A 19,515-nucleotide genomic window follows, 5' to 3' on the forward strand; every position below is an offset into this window, starting at 1 on the left:
GTCGGCCGCAGGGGACACTCTCACCTTGAAGACTTTCGACCAGCTCAGCGTGATCGGCCTGCGTGAGTGGATCAATCTGCCTGAGCTCGGCATCATCGGCCTGCGCGCCAAGATCGACACCGGCGCCAGCACCTCGAGCCTGCACGCCAGCGATATCCAGCCGTTCCAACGTGACGGCGAGGACTGGGTACGCTTCACTGCCTACCTCGGCACGCAGGTGCAGCGCCGCCACCGTTGTGAGGCGCCGCTGGTCTCGGTCAAACGTATCAAGAGTTCCAATGGCCAGGCGCAGAGCCGCTATGTGATCCGCACCCACCTGGCCCTCGGTGATCTACTGTGGCCGGTGGAATTCACCCTGGCCTGTCGCAAGACCATGCGTTATCGCGTACTACTTGGCTCCAAGGCGCTGATCACCGGCCAACTGGTGGTCAATCCGGCACTCAGCTATGTGCAGGACAAACCCTCACTTTCCTCTGCCCTTCCAGGTGCCCAATGAAGATCGCCGTGCTGTCGCGCAACCCGCGCCTGTATTCCACCCGCCGTCTGGTGGAGGCCGGCCAGCAGCGGGGCCATGAAATGGTGGTGATCGACACCCTGCGCGCCTACATGAACATCGCCAGCCACAAACCGCAGATCCACTATCGCGGCCAGGCCATGGACGGCTTCGACGCAGTGATCCCGCGCATCGGCGCCTCGGTGACCTTCTATGGCTGCGCGGTGCTGCGCCAGTTCGAGATGATGGACGTCTACCCGCTCAACGAGTCGGTGGCCATCAGCCGTTCGCGCGACAAGCTGCGCGCCCTGCAACTGCTGTCGCGCAAGGGCATCGGCCTGCCGGTGACCGGCTTCGCCCACTCCCCCGACGACATTCCCGACCTGATCCAGATGGTGGGTGGCGCGCCGCTGGTAATCAAGGTGCTGGAAGGTACCCAGGGCATGGGCGTGGTGCTGGCCGAAACGCACAAGGCGGCCGAGTCGGTGATCGAGGCCTTCCTCGGCCTCAAGCAGGACATCATGGTCCAGGAATACATCCAGGAAGCCGGCGGCGCCGACATTCGCTGCTTCGTGGTCGGTGACAAGGTGATTGCCGCGATGAAGCGCCAGGCCAAGGCTGGCGAGTTTCGCTCCAACCTGCACCGCGGCGGCAGCGCCAGCCTGATCAAGATCACCCCGGAGGAGCGTATGACGGCGGTGCGCGCGGCCAAGGTCATGGGCCTCAACGTCGCCGGTGTCGACATCCTGCGCTCCAACCATGGCCCGCTGGTGATGGAGGTGAACTCCTCCCCTGGTCTGGAAGGTATCGAGACCACCACCGGCAAGGATGTCGCCGGCATGATCATCCAGTACCTGGAAAAGAACGCAGAGCCCGGCCAGACCCGCACCCGAGGGCGCGGATGAGCCAAGTGTTCGACGGCCGCCTGGCGCTGATCGCCCCCGCGGCGGCGATTGCCGAAGACGTACTGGAAGCGACCCTGGCGCAGCTCGACGTGCTCGGCGTGCGCTATCACCTGGGCCAGCACGCGCGCGCCCGCCATCGTTACCTGGCGGGCACGCCGGAGCAGCGCCTGGACGACCTGCACCAGGCCTTTACCCTGGCGGATATCAGCGCCGTGTGGTGCCTGCGTGGCGGCTACGGCTGCGCACAACTCGTGGCGGATATCGACTGGACGCTGCTAAGCCAGGCCAGCCCACGCCCGCTGATCGGCTTCTCCGATCTGTCGATTCTGCTAGAGGCCTTTGCCCAACGGGGGCTGCCAGCCATTCATGGTCCCGTGGCTACTGCGCTCGGCCATCAGGCGCTGTCGGCGCCCGGCGGCCAGCGTGAGCGCCTGGCTTCGATACAGGCGCTGTGGAGCCTGCTCAAAGGCCAGCACCGGCAGTTGCCGCTGCGCCATATCAGTGGTCCACAACATGTCGTCGAGGGCACCTTGCAGGGCGGCAATCTCACGGCCCTGGCCAGCGTCTGCGGCACGACGGCCGAGCTGCGCCTGGCCGAGGATTCGATCCTGATCCTGGAAGACGTCGGCGAGCCCTACTACCGCCTCGAGCGCAGTCTCTGGCAACTGCTGCACAGTTTCGCCGGGCAAAGACCACGCGCGGTGTGCCTGGGCAGTTTCACCGACTGCCCGCGACGCGGTGTTCAGCACAGCCTGGAGCAGATCATCGGCGAGTACCTGGCGCCGCTGGGCGTGCCACTGTACGGCGACCTGCCCAGTGGGCACGGTGACGTCAACTACCCTTGGCCCTACGGTCAGCGTGCGCGTTTGAGCGGCGGCAACCTGAGCTGGTAACCCTGCTCAGCGCTGACGCGTCTGCATCCAGGCGAGAAACTCGGCCTCGGCCATCGGCCGACCGAACAGATAGCCCTGCCCCAAGGTGCAGTCCTGCTCGCGCAGCAGCGCCAGCTGGCTGTCGTGCTCGATCCCTTCGGCCACACATTCCAGGCCCAGGTTGCGCGCGATCATCAGGATGGTCTGCACCAGCATGCGCCCGCTCGCCTCGCCGTCCAGATCGGCGACGAAACTGCGGTCGATCTTCAGCCGATCTAGCGGCAGACGCTTGAGGTAGGTCAGCGACGAGTAGCCCGTGCCGAAGTCGTCGATGGCGAAACGTACGCCCTGTGCCTTGAGCTGCTGCATATTGCCGATGCAGCGCTCGACGTCTTCGAGCAGCACGCCTTCGGTGATTTCCAGCTCCAGCGACTGCGCCGGTACGCCGTGAGCGCGCAGGCACTGCTCGACCCGCTCGACGCATCCCGCCTGGCGCAGCTCCCGCGGGCTGAGGTTGACCGCCAGCACCAGTTGCGGCCATTGCGTCTGCCACCGCGCCAGCGCCGCGCAGGCTTGCTCCAGCACCCACTGGCCGATGTCCTGGATCAACCCGGTTTCCTCGGCCAGCGGGATGAACTGATCCGGACCGATCTCACCGCGCTCGGGGTGCATCCAGCGCAGCAGCACCTCGGCGCCCGCCACGCTGTTGTCAGCCAGCATCAGTTGCGGCTGGAACACCAGTTGCAGTTGCTGACGCGCGATGGCCTGACGCAGCTCGCTCTGCAACTGCAGACGCTGGTCGATGGCAACCTGCATCTCCGGGGCGAAGAAATGCAGGGCGTTGCGCCCGGCATGCTTGGCCCGGTACATGGCGGTATCGGCCTGTTTGAGAATGTCCGAGGCCTGCTGCAGGCCCAGTGGATGCAGGGCGATGCCGATACTGGCGCTGATCGCCAGCTCATGACCGTCGATCAGGCAACTGCCCTGCAGGCCGCGCAACAATTTCTCTCCCACTGCCGCAGCTTGCTCGGCAACCACTTGCGGCTCATGCCCCAGGGCTTCGAGCAGCACCACGAACTCATCACCACCGAGGCGCGCCAGGGTGTCTTCAGTACGCAATTCGGCGGCCAGGCGCGTGGTCACCTCGACCAGCAGGGCATCGCCAACCAGATGACCCAGGCTGTCGTTGACCGTCTTGAAATGATCCAGATCGATGAACAGCAGCGCGCCCAGGCTGCCCTCACGATTCTCCCGGTCCATGGCGTGCTGCAGGCGATCGAGCAGCAGGCGGCGATTGGGCAGGCCGGTGAGTTCGTCGCTGTAGGCCAGGCGCTCGATCTCGCGCTGATAGCGCTGGCGCTCGGAGATGTCGGTGACGCTGGCGCGAATCAGCAGGTTCTCCCCCGGCATACGTACCAGGCGCACCTCGCAGGGCAACTGGCGACCGGCGCTGTCGCGATGGCTCCATTCGAATACCGGCGCTTCACCGGCGATGGCGCGGCGCAGGAAGGCCTTGCCAGCGCGGGAAGACAACCGACCATCGGCCTGACGCACCGGACTGATGCTCTGAATCGATTTGCCGAGCAGCTCATCGCGGCGATGGCGGAACAGGTTCAAGGCGTTCTCGTTGCATTCGACGATACCGCCCTCAGGATTGAACAGCAGGATCGCCTCGGGCGCATGCTCGACCAGCGTTCGATAGCGCGCCTCGGCTTCGCGACGCGCACTGATGTCCTCGACCAGCAGCAGGAACAGCGTCTGCCGGCCGCTACCACGTACGGCGCGCAGGCTGACACGTGTGAAGACCACCAGGCCATCGGCACGCAGGAAGCGCTTGTCCATTTCGAAGCCATCGCTGCTGCCCAGCAGCACCTGCTCGACATGGGTCTGTTCGACCGGCAGATCATCCGGGTGCGACAGCTGCCGCCAACTGCTGGCGAGCAACTCGTCGCGACTACGACCGAGGATGCTGCACAGCTTCTGGTTGACCTCTTCCCAGGCAAAATTCTGAGTGGTCAGCGCCATGCCGATCAGCGGCGCCTCGAAGAACAGGCGCAGGCGCTCGTCTCGCTCACGCAGCTGCGACTCGGTGCGCTTACGCTCGCTGATGTCCTGCACCACGCCATAGATGCGCACCAGGCTGCCGTCTTCATCGCGTTCGGCCATGCCGCGTAGACGCACCAGGCGTCCGCCCAGACGCGCCGCCAGGCGTACCTCGATGTCCAGGTCGTCCATGCCGCTGAGCGCGGCCTGCAGCGTCTGCATGATCAGTGCCTGGCTCGGCGTATCGTAGTAATCCAGCACTTGCTGCAGGTCAGGCGGCCCTTGCTGGATATCACGGTCGACGATGCGGTAGCAGCCATCGCTCCAGGACATGCCGTAGTCGCTGATCTCCAGCACCCAGCCACCCAGGCTGGCGATGTCTTCGGTCTGGCTGAACAGATGGCTCTGACGCAGTAATTGCGAGCGCTGCAGCTCGACCTTGGCCGCCAGTTCGACGCGCTCGGTGACATCGTGCTGCAGCCCGACGAAATGGCTGATGCCCTGATCGTCACGCATTGGTGCCAACACCACCTCGTTCCAGAACGGCCTACCGTCCTTGCGATAGTTACGCACCACCGCATGGCCGCTGCGCCCCTCTCGCAGGGCACGGCGCAACGGTTGCGACTCCAGCTGGGCGCGGTCCTGGCCGAGCAGGAAACGGCAGTTGCGCCCCAACGCCTCCTCGGCGCTGTAGCCGGTTATCTGGCTGAATGCGGAATTGCAGTACACCAATGGCATGTCTTCCTGGCGCACATCAGCGATGGTCACGCCCAACGGGCTGGCCTCCATCGCCAGGTTGGCGCGGGCCAGTTGCTGCTGCATCTGCGCGCTGCGCGCCAGCGCCTGACGCAGGTCGCCGAGCACACGGCCCACCAGCAAGGTAGCGCCCATCAGCAGCACCACAGCGAAGTGCAGCTGGTTACGCTGCAGATCCAGCTCGCCGAAACTCAGGCTGTCGCGCAGCAGCGGTAGCGGCAGAGTCGCGGCGTACACCAGCAGCACGCCATACAGAGCGCCGGCAAAGGCGTGTTGTAGCGCCAGGACCAGCGTGCTCAGACCAAGCAGCGGCAGGGCGAACTGAGCCGGCAGACTGGCGCTGAGCAGCATCAGCACCAGAAACACCCCAGTGGCCAACAACCAGCCACCTGGCGAACGGCTGATGCTCAGCGTTGGCGCGGCATTTTCCACCGGCGCGCGGGTCCAGCCGCGGGCGCGCAGCAGCGGGGTACAGAACGCCAGCAGGGGCGCGGTCAGCGCGAGCATATTGATGGTATCGCCCAACCAGACCGACAAACTGGCCTGCGCCCACTGCTCGCTGGTCTGAAAACCAGTCAGCCACAGGTTACTCTGCAAGCCGAGCGCCACCAGCGTGCTCGGCATCAACACAGCGAACGCGAGAAATCGGAGCAGATCACTCAAGCGCCCCAGGGCGGGGTCGAAAGGCTGACGTCGCAACAGCCACCAGCCCAGAGCGACGGCGGCGGTTTCCGGCAGGGCATAGAGCGGCGCCAACTGCCAGGGCAGGCCCCATAACGGCACGCAGAACAGGGCATTGAGGTACAACGCAGGCAGCACCCGCGGGCCCCACCACAGGCACATGGCAAGGCCGAGCACCATGGGCAGGTAACACAACGCCACCCCGTCATTCAGGCGGGTCGCCAGGGAAATCCAGGTTGCCAGATGGAAAATCGGCAGCGGCAGCCACCAGGTCCAGTTGGGCAAGCGGTCGGGGAAGGCGGCGGGCATGCAGGCCTCGAGTTGATGCGCTGGCACAGCATAGCCCAGCGCCAGAGCGCTTGGCAGCATATCGCCAGCACACAGACCGCCACCAGGACGGTCGGTCGTCAGCTACACCGCGTCGCGCGGTAGCAGAAGACCAAGCGGCAGGCGCACCCGCGCCTCCAGGCCGCCGCCGGAACGGTTGCGCAACTCGACGCTACCACCATGCAGTGCCGCAATACGCCTGACGATGGCCAGGCCCAGGCCGGTGCCGCGCCCACCACGCGCCCGATCACCGCGAATGAAGGGGTTGAAGATGCTGTCCAGCTCGGCTGGATCGATACCGTTGCCACGGTCCAGCACGCTCAGCACCACATAAGGCGCGTTGTGGTCGCCGGCCAGGCTGGCGACCACCTCCACCGCATCACCACCGCCGTGATTGAGGGCGTTCTCCACCAGGTTGGTCAGCAGCCGCTTGGTCGAAACGCGGCGCAGCGGGAACGGCGGGATAGGCTCGAGGCACAAACGCACGCGCTCGCCATTCTGGTTGTAGGGTGCCAGGGTTTCGCGCACCAGTTCGGAGAAGTCCAGCTCCTCCACCGGCTCATCGCGGCCGTCACGGATGAAGGCGAGGAACTGATCGAGGATCGCATCCATGTCCTCGATATCGCGCACCATGTCGTCGGTCAGCTCGGTGTCGTTATCCATAAACTCCAGGGCCAGCCGGAGGCGAGTCAGCGGCGTACGCAGGTCATGGGAGACACCGGCCAGCATCAGTTCGCGTTCGCGCCCGGCCTGTTCGACGTCCTCGGCCATCTGGTTGAAAGCGCGGTACACCTCGGTCATCTCGCTTGGCGTATCACCCACCGGCAGGCGCACGCTGCGCCCCTGACCAAGCTGGCGAGCCGCATAAACCAGGCGCTTGAGCGGCGCATTGAGCTGGCGCACGAAGATCCAGGCGGCGGCCGTGGACAGTAGGCCGATACCAAGGAACCAGCCAAGTACGCTCCAGATGCGTTGGCCACGTAGCGGATGCGGGTACATCGGCACCCGTACCCAGCCATCGCCGAGGCTCGGCGCGTGCACCCACAGCGCCGGCGGCGTGGTGGCACGCACGTGGGTTTCGGTATCGGGGCCCAGCTCGGTTTGCATCTGCCGCTGGAAGATCTCGCTGTAGGGCCAGTGCTGCTCGCTGGCCGGCACCTTGTCCCGCGGAATGCGCTTGAGCCCCGCCGCCTGGGCGATATGGTCGCGATCATCGGGGTTGGCTGCCCAGTAGGCGCGCAAGGTCAGCGCCGCACCGTGGCTGTACTGGCGGTCGACCAGTACATCCTCGTTCATCATCAGGTACACCAGGGTCAGTGCCTTGGAAAACAGCACGACCACCAGCACCAGCCACAGGGTGCGGGCGAAGAAGCTTTGCGGGAACCAGTAAGGGGCTTTCATCAACACATAACCGGAGGAGCGAGCGCTGCTCGCGAAAATGTGGCTTCGATTCGCGAGCGGCGCTCGCTCCTACAGGTCACTTGTTGCCGTCGGGAACGAACACGTAACCCACACCCCAGACAGTCTGGATATAGCGCGGCTTGGACGGGTCCGGCTCGATCAGGCGACGCAGGCGGCTGATCTGCACGTCGATAGAGCGCTCCAGCGCATCCCATTCGCGGCCACGGGCCAGGTTCATCAGCTTGTCGCGGGTCAGCGGCTCGCGCGCATGCTGCACCAGCGCTTTGAGCACGGCGAACTCGCCGGTGGTGAGCATATGTACTTCCTCACCCTTCTTCAGCTCGCGGGTGGCCAGGGACAATTCGTACTCGCCGAAGCTGACGCTCTCATCCTCGCTACCCGGCGCACCCGGCACCACCGGCGCCTGACGACGCAACACCGCCTTGATCCGCGCCAGCAGCTCGCGCGGGTTGAAGGGTTTGGCCAGGTAATCGTCGGCGCCCAGCTCCAGGCCCTGGATGCGGCTGCCTTCGTCACCCTTGGCGGTGAGCATGATGATCGGGATCTGGTTGTTCGACTCACGCAGGCGGCGGCAGGCGGAAAGGCCATCCTCGCCGGGCAGCATCAGGTCGAGCACCACCAGATTGAACAGCTCGCGCGCCAGCAGACGATCCATCTGTTCGACGTTCTCCACCGCGCGTACCCGATAGCCCTGCTCATCGAAGAAACGCTCGAGCAGGCGACGCAGGCGGGCGTCGTCGTCGACGATGAGAATCTTCTCGCCTTCGGCAGCAGGGATAGCGGACTGGGTCATGGTGTCTCCTTGGACAGCCGTACGATGGACGGCAAGTGGCGGCATTATCGCTCAGGCACTGAGCCGGGCGCTTCGACCATTGTTAGCAGATTTTTCCCCGAATGGTTCGCAGCGTGCGCGAGTGCGGTGTTTATAATGCGCCGCTTTCGTATCCGGCCCGCATTTCTGCGGCCACCCTGTCGTCCCAGTGGGTAGCTTTATTTATGGACAGCATCAACAACCGCATCGCCGAAGAACTGGGCGTGCGCCCGCAGCAAGTCGCCGCCGCCGTGGCCCTGCTCGACGAAGGCTCTACCGTGCCCTTCATCGCCCGTTACCGTAAAGAAGTGACCGGCAGCCTCGACGACACCCAGCTGCGCCACCTGGAAGAGCGCCTGCGCTACCTGCGCGAACTGGACGAACGCCGCGTGGCGATCCTCGCCAGCATCGAGGAGCAGGGCAAGCTCACCCCGGAACTCAAGCGCGAGATCGACCTGGCCGACACCAAGACGCGCCTCGAAGACCTCTACCTGCCGTACAAGCAAAAGCGCCGCACCAAGGGCCAGATCGCCCTGGAAGCCGGCCTCGGCGAACTGGCCGATGCGCTGTTCAACGACCCAAACCTGACACCCGAGCAGGAAGCCGAGCGCTTCATCGACGCCGAAAAGGGCTTCGCCGACGTCAAGGCCGTGCTCGAAGGTGCCAAGTACATCCTCATGGAGCGCTTTGCCGAAGACGCCGCGCTACTGGACAAGCTGCGCAGCTTCCTCAAGGACAACGCCACCCTCAGCGCCCGCCTGGTGCCGGGCAAGGAAAACGAAGGCGCCAAGTTCAGCGACTACTTCGAGCATGACGAAGCGCTCAAGGGCGTGCCGTCGCACCGTGCGTTGGCGATCTTCCGTGGCCGTAACGAAGGCATTCTCAGCGCCAGCCTCAAGGTCGGCGAAGAACTGCCCGGCAGCATGCATCCCTGCGAGCTGATGATCGGCGAACGCTTCGGCATCAGCGCGCAAGGCCGTGCCGCCGACAAATGGCTGGCCGAGGTGGTGCGCTGGACCTGGAAGGTCAAGCTGTACAACCACCTGGAAACCGACCTGCTCGGCGAGCTGCGCGAGAAGGCCGAGGACGAGGCGATTGCCGTGTTCGCCCGTAACCTGCACGACCTGCTGCTGGCTGCCCCGGCTGGCCCACGTGCCACACTGGCACTCGACCCGGGCCTGCGCACCGGCTGCAAGGTGGCGGTGGTCGACGCCACCGGCAAGGTGCTGGAAACCGCTACCGTCTACCCGCACGCCCCGCGCAACGACTGGGACGGCACCCTGGCGATCCTCGCCAAGCTCTGCGCCAAGCATGGCGTCGACCTGATCTCGATCGGCAACGGCACCGCCAGCCGCGAGACCGACAAGCTGGCCGCCGAGCTGATCAAGAAGGTGCCGGGCCTGAAACTGACCAAGGTGATGGTCTCCGAGGCCGGCGCCTCGGTGTACTCGGCATCGGAGCTGGCCGCCCGCGAATTTCCCGATCTCGACGTGTCGCTACGCGGCGCCGTGTCCATCGCCCGCCGTCTGCAGGACCCGCTGGCCGAGTTGGTGAAGATCGACCCGAAATCCATTGGCGTCGGCCAATACCAGCACGACGTGTCGCAGCTCAAGCTGGCGCGTAGCCTGGACGCCGTAGTCGAGGACTGCGTGAACGCCGTCGGCGTCGATGTGAACACAGCCTCCGCTGCCCTGCTGGCGCGCATTTCCGGCCTCAACACGACCCTGGCGCAGAACATCGTGCAGTACCGCGATGCCAACGGCGCCTTCGCCAGCCGCGCAGCACTCAAGCAGGTACCGCGCCTGGGCGAGAAGACCTTCGAGCAGGCTGCCGGCTTCCTCCGCGTGATGAACGGCGACAACCCGCTGGACGCCTCCGCCGTGCACCCGGAAACCTATCCGTTGGTCGAGCGCATCGCCGCTGGTACCGAGCGCGATATCCGCTCACTGATCGGCGATTCGGGCTTCCTCAAGCGCCTCGATCCGGCCAAGTTCACCGATGAGCGCTTCGGCCTGGTCACCGTCGGCGACATCCTCAAGGAACTGGACAAGCCCGGCCGCGATCCGCGTCCGGAGTTCAAGACCGCCGAGTTCCAGGAAGGCGTGGAAACCCTCAAGGACCTCGAACTGGGCATGGTGCTCGAAGGCGTGGTGACCAACGTGACCAACTTCGGCGCCTTCGTCGACATCGGCGTGCACCAGGACGGCCTGGTGCACATCAGCGCGCTGTCGGAGAAATTCATCAAGGACCCACACGAAGCGGTCAAGGCCGGCGACGTGGTCAAGGTCAAGGTGATGGAAGTGGATATCCCGCGTAACCGCATCGCCCTGTCCATGCGCATGGGCGATACCCCGGGCGAGAAAGTCGAAGGGGCACGTGGTGGCCAGTCGCGCGGTAGCAACCGTGGCGGCAATACCCCACGCAGCGAGCGTCATTCCAGCCAGGACAAACCGGCACCTGCCACCGGCGGCATGGCCGCCCTGTTCGCCAACGCCAAGCAGTTGAAGAAATGAGTACGACCGACAACGTGGGCGCCAGCAGCGCCTTTTCCCGCCTGCTCGGCCTGGAAATTCTCCAGGTCGGCGGCGGCGAGGCGCGCGTGCGCCTGACCCTCACCGAAGAATTGCGCAACCTGCACGGCAAACTGCACGGCGGCGCACTGTTCTCGCTGATCGATACCGCCATGGGCCAGGCCAGCCATAGCCTGGGCGATGGCGGCCCGAGCAGCGTGACCCTGGAGTGCAAGATCAACTACATCCGCCCGGTGTCCGAGGGCAGCGTGCTGTGCCATGCCAAGGTGCTGCACGCTGGGCGCCGTACCCAGGTGGTCGAGGCCGAAGTGCTGCAGGGCGACAAGCTGGTCGCCAAGGCACAAGGCACCTTCGCCTGCGTGTAATCGGCGCCGCTCGAGCTGGTCTAATCTGGCAAACCGTTCGCCCCTTGCAGAGTGCAGGGGCGATCCCCATATTGTGGCGACTGCCCAGTTAGGAATTGCATCTTGAGCGATCTTCTCTCCCGCCGCCTGGCTCAGCTCGGCGAGCCGGCCAACCTGTCCCTGCTGGGTGAGTGCCTGCACGGCATCGAGCGCGAATGCCTGCGCGTCGATCGCGACGGCCAGCTGGCCCTGACCCCGCACCCGCAGGCGCTGGGCTCGGCACTGACCCATGCGCAGATCACCACCGATTATTCCGAGTCGCTGCTGGAGTTCATCACCGGCACCGCCAACGACCCAGCCGCCACCCTCGCCGAGCTGGAAGGCATCCACCGTTTCGCCTACGACAAGCTCGATGACGAACTGCTGTGGAGCCCGTCGATGCCCTGCCCGCTGCCGGACGAAGAGACGATTCCCATCGCTCGCTACGGCAGCTCCAACATCGGTCGCCTCAAGTACGTGTACCGCAAAGGCCTGGCGCTGCGTTACGGCAAGACCATGCAGTGCATTGCCGGCATCCACTACAACTTCTCCCTGCCCGAGGGGCTGTGGCAGCTGCAACAGCAGAGCGAAGGCAACGAACAGAGTGCGCGTGACTATCAGTCGGCCCGCTATATCTCGCTGATCCGCAACTTCCGTCGCTACAGCTGGCTGCTGATGTACCTGTTCGGTGCATCGCCGGCGCTGGACAAAGGCTTCATGCGTGGCCGCCCGCACCACCTTCAGGAACTGGACGCAGGCACCCTGTACCTGCCCTATGCCACCAGCCTGCGCATGAGCGACCTAGGCTACCAGAGCAGCGCACAGTCCGGCCTGACCCCCTGCTACAACGACCTGGCCAGCTACACCGACAGCCTGCGTCTGGCGGTGGGCACGCCCTACCCGGCCTATGTCGAGGCGGGCACCAAGCGCGGCGACGAATGGCTGCAGCTGAACACCAACATCCTGCAGATCGAGAACGAGTACTACTCGAGCATCCGCCCGAAACGCGTCACCTACAGCGGCGAACGACCGATACAGGCGCTGATGAGCCGTGGCGTGCAATACGTGGAAGTGCGCTGCCTCGACATCAACCCCTTCCTGCCGCTGGGCATCGACGTGGCGCAAGCGCGCTTCATCGACGCGTTCCTGCTGTTCTGTGCGCTGGAAGACAGCCCGCTGCTGGAGAACGGCGAGTGCAGCAGTTGCACCAGCAACTTCCTCAAGGTGGTCAAGGAGGGGCGTCGTCCCGGCCTGCACCTGCAGAAAGGCAGCCAGCAGGTGGAACTCAAGGTCTGGGCCAGCGAACTGCTCGAGCGCATCCTGCCGTTGGCCGAACTACTCGATCGCAGCCAGGACAGCAATGCGCACATCGAGGCCCTGGCGCAGCAGCAAGCCAAGGTCGCGGATGTGGAAATGACGCCGTCGGCACAGGTGCTGGCGATTCTTCGTCAGGGCAAGAGCTTTACCGAGTTCGCCCTGCAGCAGAGCCAGCGTCACGCCGAATACTTCCGCGCTCAGCCGCTCAGCCCACAGCAGCAGCAGGCTTTCGAACAGACCGCGCACGACTCGCTGGCCGCGCAGGCGGAGCTGGAGGCGCAGCCCACAGGCGACTTCGACGCCTTCGTCGCGGCTTACCAGGCGAGCATCCTGGCGCTGGCCGTTTAAGTCCCACCGGAGCTAGGCCGCGCGCGCCCATACGCACCGGGGTAACCGCGGTGCGCACTCTACGTGCCCAGTTGCACGGGCGACGAAGCGTCGACTGCGTCACAAAGCAAACCAGCGGAGCAAAAGCCAGGATGGGCGGCCATACCCACGGCCGCTCGGCCAGCTAGCATTGCCGGGTAAAGGACGATAGACGAGCAGCGCCCATGGCCGATGAAGCCACGCCGCAATGGAGCCTGGAGAGCCTGACCAAGGCCTACCAGCAAGGTTATATGGCCGGCCTCACTGGCCAGCCCAGAACTCGCCAGCCCTATCCTGACGAAATCCCTGCTGCCGCCTGGGAGGCCGGTTGGGATGACGGCTTCGAGCAGATGCGCTTGCAGCAGCACAGCGCCTGACACTCTGAACGCATTGTGGAAGGGGCTTTAGCCGCGACTGGTTCATCGCTCGCGGCTAAAGCCCCTCCCACTCATCGCATTTGTCTTCCTATAACGTCTTCTCGAACACCTTCGAATTGCGCTGGTAGTTGTACAGCGACGCCCGCGCGGTGGGCATGCGCTCGACGCTGCTCGGCTCGAAGCCGCGCTCGCGGAACCAGTGGGCGGTACGGGTGGTGAGGACGAACAGAGTCTTGATCCCCTGTGCCCGCGCCCGCGCCTCGATCCGCTCGAGCAACTCGTCACCACGACCGCCGTGGCGATAGTCGGGATTGACGGCCAGACAGGCCAGCTCGCCACAGTCGGAATCGGCGAGGGGATACAACGCCGCACAGGCAATGATCAGCCCCTCGCGCTCGACGATGCTGAACTGCTCGATCTCGCGCTCCAGCACCTCACGTGAACGGCGCACCAGAATGCCCTGCTCTTCCAGCGGACTGATCAGCTCGATCAAACCGCCGACGTCTTCGATGGTCGCCTCGCGCAGGGATTCGAACTGCTCCTGGGCCACCAGGGTACCATTGCCAGTACGGGTGAACAGTTCGCTGAGCAACGCGCCATCGGTGGCGTAGCTGACGATGTGGCTGCGCTTGACGCCGCCACGACAGGCTTCGGCGGCGGCATCGAGTAGCTCGCCCTGATAGTTGCTGCCCAGCCGCGCCAGATGCGCCGGCACCTGCTGCGGACGCAGTTCGCGCACCAGCTTGCCGTTTTCGTCGAGCAGGCCATCCTCGGCGCCGAACAGCAGCAGCTTGTCCGCGCCCAGGTCGACGGCGGCGCGGGTGGCGACGTCCTCGCAGGCCAGGTTGAAGATTTCCCCGGTGGGCGAATAGCCCAGCGGAGATAGCAGCACGATGCTGCGTTCGTCGAGCTGACGATTGATGCCCTTGCGGTCGATGCGCCGTACTTCGCCGGTGTGGTGGTAGTCGACGCCATCGACCACACCGATCGGCCGTGCGGTGACGAAGTTACCGCTGGTCAGGCGCAGCCGCGAGCCCTGCATCGGCGAGGCGGCCATGTCCATCGACAGACGCGCCTCGATGGCGATGCGCAGCTGGCCGACGGCATCGATCACGCATTCCAGGGTCGGTGCGTCGGTGATGCGCAGGTCGCGATGGTAATGCGGGGTCAGGCCACGGGCAGCGAGGCGCGCCTCGATCTGCGGGCGCGAGCCATGCACCAGCACCAGGCGCACGCCGAGGCTGTGCAGCAGCACCAGGTCGTGGACGATATTGGCGAAATTCGGATGGGCAACACCCTCGCCCGGCAGCATGACCACGAAGGTGCAGTCGCGATGGGCATTGATGTAAGGCGAAGCGTGGCGTAACCAGGTGACGTAGTCGTGCATGAGCAATCCATTAGCGTCGAGACGTAGGACGGGCATAGCCGTCATGTTCGGTTAGAGAGTTGCTCTCATCGTCGCTGCACGTCGTCACTCCGGGTCAGGCAGTAGTGTTGGATCAGTTGGCGCAGTATGGCCACAGTAGGTTCGATGCGGGCCAGCTCCAGGTGTTCCCCGGGCTGGTGTGCACAATCAATATCGCCGGGGCCAAGCACCAGCGTCTCGCAGCCAAGCTGCTGAAGATAAGGCGCTTCGGTACCGAATGCCACCGCCTGGGCCGTGTGGCCGGTCAACCGTTCGGCCAGACGCACCAGCTCGGCATCGGCGCGCTGCTCGAAGGGCGGCACGGCCGGGAACAGCGGGCCATAGTCGATGCGTACCTGATGCTTGAGCGCCAACGGCTGCAACTTACCGCGAATCGCCTCACGCAATTGTTCCGGGTCCATGCCCGGCAGCGGACGCAGGTCGAACTCCAGGGCGCACTGACCACAGATGCGATTGGGATTGTCGCCGCCGTGAATGCAGCCGAGGTTCAGCGTCGGTTGCGGCACACTGAACTGCGGGTTGTTGAACTCGCGCTGCCACTGCGCGCGCAGGCCGCGCAACTCGCCCATCACGTCCTGCATGGCCTCCAGCGCGCTGTGGCCAAGCGCCGGATCGGAGGAATGGCCGCTCTGCCCAAGAATGTCGATGCGCTCCATCATCACGCCCTTGTGCAGGCGAATCGGCTTGAGACCGGTGGGCTCGCCGATCACCGCTGCACGGCCAAGAGGCCGGCCAGCATCGGCCAGGGCGCGGGCGCCAGCCATGGAGCTTTCTTCATCACAAGTAGCCAGGATCAGCAGCGGTTGCTGGAAAGGCTGATCGAGCAGCGGCCGCACGGCTTCGATGGCCAGGGCAAAAAAACCTTTCATGTCGCAACTGCCAAGGCCCACCCAACGGTCGCCTACCTCGGTCAGTTTGAGTGGGTCGCTCTGCCATAGCGCGGCATCGAAGGGCACGGTATCGCTATGCCCAGCCAGCACCAGACCACCTGGGCCACTGCCATAGCTGGCGAGCAGGTTGAATTTGCCGGGGGCGATCTGCTGGGTTTCGCAGGTAAAGCCCAGATCACCGAGCCAGGCAGCGAGCAGCTCGATGACGGGCGCATTGCTCTGGTCCCAATTGGGCTGAGTGCAGCTCACCGATGGCGCAGCGATCAGCGCAGCGAACTGCTCTTGAAAGGACGGCAGGGGCATCGGCGATCTCCTAAAACGATGCCCCATCATAGGGGCATCGTCCTGTCGGTGAAACCGCCGAAGTGGAATCAGACTCCGCCGAACAGCAAACGCAGAATGAAGAAGAAGATGATCGACAAAATCGCACCGGCCGGCAGGGTGATGATCCAGGACAGGAAGATCTTGCCGATCATGCCCAGGTTCAGCGCACCGATACCGCGCGCCAGGCCGACACCGAGAATCGCACCGACCAGGGTGTGGGTGGTGGAAACCGGCAGCCCCAGGCCCGAAGCACTGACCACGGTGGTAGCGGCAGCCAGTTCGGCAGCAAAACCACGGCTAGGGGTCAGCTCGGTGATTTCCTTGCCGATGGTGGCGATGACCTTGTAACCATAAGTGGCCAGACCGACCACGATACCCAGTGCGCCCAGCAGCAGGATCCAGCCTGGAACGATGGATTTCTCACCCGCGGCCAGTTCACCGCCGCTTTGGATCACGCCGACGATGGCGGCCAGCGGACCAACGGCATTAGCCACGTCGTTGGAACCGTGGGCGAAGGCCATGGCGCAGGCGGTGAAAATCATCAGGATGGCGAACACCTTCTCCACGCTGGAGAAGTGGAAGGCCTTGTCTGCCTCGGCATCGACATGGATGCGGCTGAGCAGCGCGATACCGATCAGCATCACCAGCACACCGACACCGATCGAAAGCATGAAGCCTTCGGTGCTGGAGAGGTTCAGACCGACGTGCTTGAGGCCCTTGGTCATGGTCATCAGCGAGATCATGAAGCCGGTGATGAACATGTACAGCGGCACGTAACGCTTGGCGTTGAGGAAGGGATTGTCGGTGTCGATGATCAGCTTCTGCACGCTGACGAACAGGCAGAAGGAGATGATACCGGCCAGCATTGGCGTGACCACCCAACTGGCGACGATGGGGCCAACGCCACTCCAGTGCACCGCATCCATCGACACGCCGACCGCAGCGAAGCCGATCACCGCACCGACGATGGTGTGCGTGGTCGATACTGGCCAGCCACGCGTCGAAGCCACCAACAGCCAGGTACCCGCCGCCAGCAACGCCGACATCATGCCCAGCACCATCAGGTTGGGGCTGATCATGTTGGCATCTACGATGCCGTTCTTGATGGTTTCGGTCACCTCGCCGCCAGCCAGATAGGCGCCAGCGAATTCGAAGACCATGGCGATGATGATCGCCTGCTTGATGGTCAGCGCGCGTGAGCCGACCGACGTACCCATGGCGTTGGCGACATCATTGGCGCCAACGCCCCAGGCCATGAAAAAACCGAAAAGGCAGGCAAGGACGAGCAGAACCAGCCCGTAGTCCGCAATCAGAGACATAATGAGTTATCCGTAGATCCCAGAAAGGATACTGGCGCTTAGCGCGCCAGCAGTTGTTCCAGTCGGTTGCCCACTCGTTGGGCACGGTCGGCGACATCGCCGATCCAGTCGATGATCTGATAGAGGAACATCACATCGACCGGAGGAAGGTCCTTCTCCAGTTTGAACAGGTTGCGGCGCACCTCGATCTGCAGGCGGTCGGTATCGTTTTCGATCGAACCGAGCTCCTCGATCAGGTTTTCCACCAGCACTGCTTCGCGGCCGGCGAAACCGGTTTCGAGCAGTTCGTCCAATTCGTTCATCGCCTTCAGCGCCTGGGCGCTGGCGTCCACACTGCGCTGCACGTAGGTGCGTACCAGCGGCTGCAGCGGCTGCGGAATAGCCATCTGCCGGCCGAGCATCAGACCAGCGATGTCCTTGGCACGGTTGGCGACTTTGTCCTGTACACTGAGCAGTTCAAGCAGGTCCGAACGCGGCACCGGCAGGAATAGGCTCTTGGGCAGGTGCAGGCGCACGCTTTTCTTCAGCTTGTCGGCCTCGTGCTCCAGCCGGGACATCTCCTGTTGCACCTGTTCTACCTTGGCCCAATCCTCGGCCATGATGGCCTCGAAGAAGGGAACCAGGTTCGCCGCGCACTCGTGGGCCTTGGCGATATGCTGTTGCATGGGGCCGATGGGTGAACGACCGAACAGGCTGACAAAGGGATTGATAGGCATAGGGTAAGCCCCCGTTTTGAGAAGGCCGCAAGTATAGGGACCGGATTCGTCATTCGCCAGCGCGCGTCATCGGTCTGTCACATTTTCATAAAAGGCGTCATAGCTCTCCACCATGGTCAAAGAAACCGAAATCAAACTGCGCGTCAGTCGTAACACCCTGGCAGCCCTGCGCGAACACCCACTGCTGAAGAAGCGCAACAAGAGTGGCTGGCAGCGCGGCGAACTGTTCAACCAGTACTACGACACGCCGGACCGCGACCTGGCAAGCGCCAAGGTCGCCCTGCGCCTGCGCCGTGACGGCGAGCAGTTTATTCAGACGCTGAAGAGCCGTGGCCAGAGCGTCGCCGGACTGTCCGAGCGAAACGAGTGGGACTGGTACCTGAGCAAGGCCAAGCTCGACCTGAAAAAACTTGATGACACGTGCTGGCCAGCCAGCCTGGCCGAGCTGGACAAGAAAACCCTGCAGCCGCTGTTCACCACCGACTTCGTCCGCGAAAAGGCCGAAATCGCCTGGGGTCGCGGCAAGGCCAAGGTGGTCATCGAGGCCGCGCTGGATCTGGGCAAGGTCATCGCCGGCGAGGGCGAAGAAGAGATTTGCGAGCTGGAGCTGGAACTGCGCCAGGGCGAACCTGCTGCGCTGCTGGAGCTGGCCTGCGAGCTGGCCGCCGAACTGCCGCTGATGCCTTGCGACATCAGCAAAGCCGAGCGTGGCTATCGCCTGTTCGATGCTGGCAGTTACAGCCTGAGCCTGCCGGCACCCGCCTTGACGCCCGAAATGAGCCTGGACGACGCCTTCGCCGCACTCGCCTGGCACCTGCTCGGCGCCAGCCAGCGTCTGGCCGAGCAGTATCGCTGGAACGGCCATTGGAGCCTGCTGCAGCAATGGCTGGAGCAACTGATCGACCTGCGCGCCCTGCTCGCCAGCCTTGGCCAGGCCGCACCACGCGCCAGCTCGCGTGAGTTGCGCGAAGCACTCGATGCCCTGCTCGACGATTGGCGCCCGCGTCTGGCTGCTGGCCAGGACGACGACAGCATGCGGCGCAATTCTCCGGCGCTGTTCGCCGCCGAGCTCGACGGCTGTCGCTGGGGTCTGCTGTCGCTGAAACTGTCGCACTGGCTGCTGCAACGCAGCTGGACGACAGAGCGCAACAATCGAGGCAACCGCCAAGGCAATGCCGCGCTGGGCAATTGGCTGCCGACTCTGTTGGCAGAAGAAGGCGCGGCTCTGCAACTGCGCCGCTACCAGCAGCAACCGGAGGATCTGGCCGAACAGATGCCGCGCCTGGAACGCCTGCTGGTCTGGCTGCGCCTGGCGCGCGGCGTGCTGGAAGTGCCCGAGGTCGACCGCCTGTATGGCGAGCTGAACAAGCTCTACGAACTGGCGCAGCAGGACCTGGACGACGAGCAGCGTCAGCTGCGCGCGACTCAGACGCAGATCGTGAACAGCCTCAAGGCCTGGAAGGCGTTGGTGAAATAGCGGCTGGGCGCTCACAACCTTCGCGGCTGAAGCCGCTCCTACAGATCGCGGTACAACGCCCCGATCAGTGGCACCATGA

The 19,515-nt window shown here is 64.3% G+C and carries 15 protein-coding genes; 8 read left to right on the forward strand and 7 right to left on the reverse strand.

The window, feature by feature from the left end:
* Nucleotides 1–25: 25 nt before the first annotated feature.
* Genes rimB through CDO35_RS05450 form a run of 3 tightly spaced genes read left to right on the forward strand, consistent with a single transcriptional unit; the run spans nucleotide 26 to nucleotide 2,291 of the window.
* A complete protein-coding gene (gene rimB / locus CDO35_RS05440) occupies nucleotides 26–496 on the forward strand; it encodes a retropepsin-like aspartic endopeptidase RimB (protein WP_099522982.1) in 471 nt (156 codons plus the stop codon).
* The gene (gene rimK, locus CDO35_RS05445; protein ID WP_099522924.1) at nucleotides 493–1,398 is read left to right on the forward strand and encodes a 30S ribosomal protein S6--L-glutamate ligase; all 906 of its coding nucleotides are present in this window, start codon (nucleotides 493–495) and stop codon (nucleotides 1,396–1,398) included. The genes rimB and rimK overlap by 4 nt, the downstream gene beginning before the upstream one ends.
* The gene (locus tag CDO35_RS05450) at nucleotides 1,395–2,291 is read left to right on the forward strand and encodes a S66 peptidase family protein (protein WP_099522925.1); all 897 of its coding nucleotides are present in this window, start codon (nucleotides 1,395–1,397) and stop codon (nucleotides 2,289–2,291) included. Before rimK ends, CDO35_RS05450 begins: the two co-directional genes overlap by 4 nt.
* 6 nt (nucleotides 2,292–2,297) lie before the next feature.
* Here CDO35_RS05450 and CDO35_RS05455 read toward each other — a convergent pair whose 3' ends face one another.
* The 3 genes from CDO35_RS05455 to ompR form a co-directional block, all read right to left on the reverse strand.
* Nucleotides 2,298–6,059 carry a bifunctional diguanylate cyclase/phosphodiesterase gene (locus CDO35_RS05455; protein WP_099522983.1) on the reverse strand — a complete coding sequence of 1,254 codons (3,762 nt, stop codon included), beginning with the start codon at nucleotides 6,057–6,059 and terminating at the stop codon, nucleotides 2,298–2,300.
* 102 nt (nucleotides 6,060–6,161) lie between these two features.
* A complete protein-coding gene (locus CDO35_RS05460) occupies nucleotides 6,162–7,478 on the reverse strand; it encodes an ATP-binding protein (protein WP_099522926.1) in 1,317 nt (438 codons plus the stop codon).
* Nucleotides 7,479–7,554: 76 nt separating this feature from the next.
* Complete coding sequence (gene ompR / locus CDO35_RS05465; protein WP_099522927.1) at nucleotides 7,555–8,292, reverse strand: osmolarity response regulator transcription factor OmpR; 738 nt, start codon at nucleotides 8,290–8,292, stop codon at nucleotides 7,555–7,557.
* Nucleotides 8,293–8,495: 203 nt separating this feature from the next.
* Between ompR and CDO35_RS05470 the strand changes: the two genes are divergently transcribed.
* The 4 genes from CDO35_RS05470 to rmf all read left to right on the forward strand — a co-directional run bounded on the left by CDO35_RS05470 (nucleotide 8,496) and on the right by rmf (nucleotide 13,284).
* Nucleotides 8,496–10,823, forward strand: coding sequence for a Tex family protein (locus tag CDO35_RS05470; RefSeq protein ID WP_099522928.1), 2,328 nt, complete (start codon nucleotides 8,496–8,498; stop codon nucleotides 10,821–10,823).
* On the forward strand, nucleotides 10,820–11,206 hold the full coding sequence (locus CDO35_RS05475; RefSeq protein ID WP_099522929.1) for a PaaI family thioesterase: 387 nt from the start codon (nucleotides 10,820–10,822) through the stop codon (nucleotides 11,204–11,206). The genes CDO35_RS05470 and CDO35_RS05475 overlap by 4 nt, the downstream gene beginning before the upstream one ends.
* Nucleotides 11,207–11,308: 102 nt before the next feature.
* Complete coding sequence (gene gshA / locus CDO35_RS05480; protein ID WP_099522930.1) at nucleotides 11,309–12,889, forward strand: glutamate--cysteine ligase; 1,581 nt, start codon at nucleotides 11,309–11,311, stop codon at nucleotides 12,887–12,889.
* 203 nt (nucleotides 12,890–13,092) lie between these two features.
* Nucleotides 13,093–13,284 (forward strand): ribosome modulation factor, encoded by a 192-nt coding sequence (gene rmf / locus CDO35_RS05485; RefSeq protein ID WP_099522931.1) that lies wholly within the window; start codon nucleotides 13,093–13,095, stop codon nucleotides 13,282–13,284.
* An 88-nt stretch (nucleotides 13,285–13,372) separates the two neighbouring features.
* Here rmf and argA read toward each other — a convergent pair whose 3' ends face one another.
* The 4 genes from argA to CDO35_RS05505 all read right to left on the reverse strand — a co-directional run bounded on the left by argA (nucleotide 13,373) and on the right by CDO35_RS05505 (nucleotide 17,959).
* Nucleotides 13,373–14,671 carry an amino-acid N-acetyltransferase gene (argA, locus tag CDO35_RS05490; RefSeq protein ID WP_099522932.1) on the reverse strand — a complete coding sequence of 433 codons (1,299 nt, stop codon included), beginning with the start codon at nucleotides 14,669–14,671 and terminating at the stop codon, nucleotides 13,373–13,375.
* Nucleotides 14,672–14,736: 65 nt separating this feature from the next.
* A complete protein-coding gene (argE, locus tag CDO35_RS05495) occupies nucleotides 14,737–15,903 on the reverse strand; it encodes an acetylornithine deacetylase (protein WP_143507303.1) in 1,167 nt (388 codons plus the stop codon).
* A 68-nt stretch (nucleotides 15,904–15,971) separates the two neighbouring features.
* Nucleotides 15,972–17,243 carry an inorganic phosphate transporter gene (locus CDO35_RS05500; RefSeq protein ID WP_099522934.1) on the reverse strand — a complete coding sequence of 424 codons (1,272 nt, stop codon included), beginning with the start codon at nucleotides 17,241–17,243 and terminating at the stop codon, nucleotides 15,972–15,974.
* Nucleotides 17,244–17,281: 38 nt separating this feature from the next.
* Nucleotides 17,282–17,959, reverse strand: coding sequence for a TIGR00153 family protein (locus tag CDO35_RS05505; protein WP_099522935.1), 678 nt, complete (start codon nucleotides 17,957–17,959; stop codon nucleotides 17,282–17,284).
* A gap of 112 nt (nucleotides 17,960–18,071) precedes the next feature.
* Here CDO35_RS05505 and CDO35_RS05510 point away from each other — a divergent pair, with 112 nt between their 5' ends.
* On the forward strand, nucleotides 18,072–19,436 hold the full coding sequence (locus CDO35_RS05510; protein ID WP_099522936.1) for a CYTH domain-containing protein: 1,365 nt from the start codon (nucleotides 18,072–18,074) through the stop codon (nucleotides 19,434–19,436).
* The last annotated feature ends 79 nt before the right edge of the window (nucleotides 19,437–19,515 follow it).

The sequence above is a fragment of the Pseudomonas sediminis genome (genome assembly GCF_002741105.1).
Taxonomy (GTDB): Bacteria; Pseudomonadota; Gammaproteobacteria; order Pseudomonadales; family Pseudomonadaceae; genus Aquipseudomonas; species Aquipseudomonas sediminis.

What these genes read in the sequence shown, in the direction of transcription:
- ompR (WP_099522927.1), bottom strand. Translation starts at nt 8,292, where the DNA reads ATGACCCAGTCCGCTATCCCTGCTGCCGAAGGCGAGAAGATTCTCATC.
- CDO35_RS05500 (WP_099522934.1), bottom strand. Translation starts at nt 17,243, where the DNA reads ATGTCTCTGATTGCGGACTACGGGCTGGTTCTGCTCGTCCTTGCCTGC.
- argE (WP_143507303.1), bottom strand. Translation starts at nt 15,903, where the DNA reads ATGCCCCTGCCGTCCTTTCAAGAGCAGTTCGCTGCGCTGATCGCTGCG.
- rimK (WP_099522924.1), top strand. Translation starts at nt 493, where the DNA reads ATGAAGATCGCCGTGCTGTCGCGCAACCCGCGCCTGTATTCCACCCGC.
- argA (WP_099522932.1), bottom strand. Translation starts at nt 14,671, where the DNA reads ATGCACGACTACGTCACCTGGTTACGCCACGCTTCGCCTTACATCAAT.
- CDO35_RS05475 (WP_099522929.1), top strand. Translation starts at nt 10,820, where the DNA reads ATGAGTACGACCGACAACGTGGGCGCCAGCAGCGCCTTTTCCCGCCTG.
- CDO35_RS05455 (WP_099522983.1), bottom strand. Translation starts at nt 6,059, where the DNA reads ATGCCCGCCGCCTTCCCCGACCGCTTGCCCAACTGGACCTGGTGGCTG.
- CDO35_RS05470 (WP_099522928.1), top strand. Translation starts at nt 8,496, where the DNA reads ATGGACAGCATCAACAACCGCATCGCCGAAGAACTGGGCGTGCGCCCG.
- CDO35_RS05505 (WP_099522935.1), bottom strand. Translation starts at nt 17,959, where the DNA reads ATGCCTATCAATCCCTTTGTCAGCCTGTTCGGTCGTTCACCCATCGGC.
- CDO35_RS05450 (WP_099522925.1), top strand. Translation starts at nt 1,395, where the DNA reads ATGAGCCAAGTGTTCGACGGCCGCCTGGCGCTGATCGCCCCCGCGGCG.
- CDO35_RS05460 (WP_099522926.1), bottom strand. Translation starts at nt 7,478, where the DNA reads ATGAAAGCCCCTTACTGGTTCCCGCAAAGCTTCTTCGCCCGCACCCTG.
- rmf (WP_099522931.1), top strand. Translation starts at nt 13,093, where the DNA reads ATGGCCGATGAAGCCACGCCGCAATGGAGCCTGGAGAGCCTGACCAAG.
- CDO35_RS05510 (WP_099522936.1), top strand. Translation starts at nt 18,072, where the DNA reads ATGGTCAAAGAAACCGAAATCAAACTGCGCGTCAGTCGTAACACCCTG.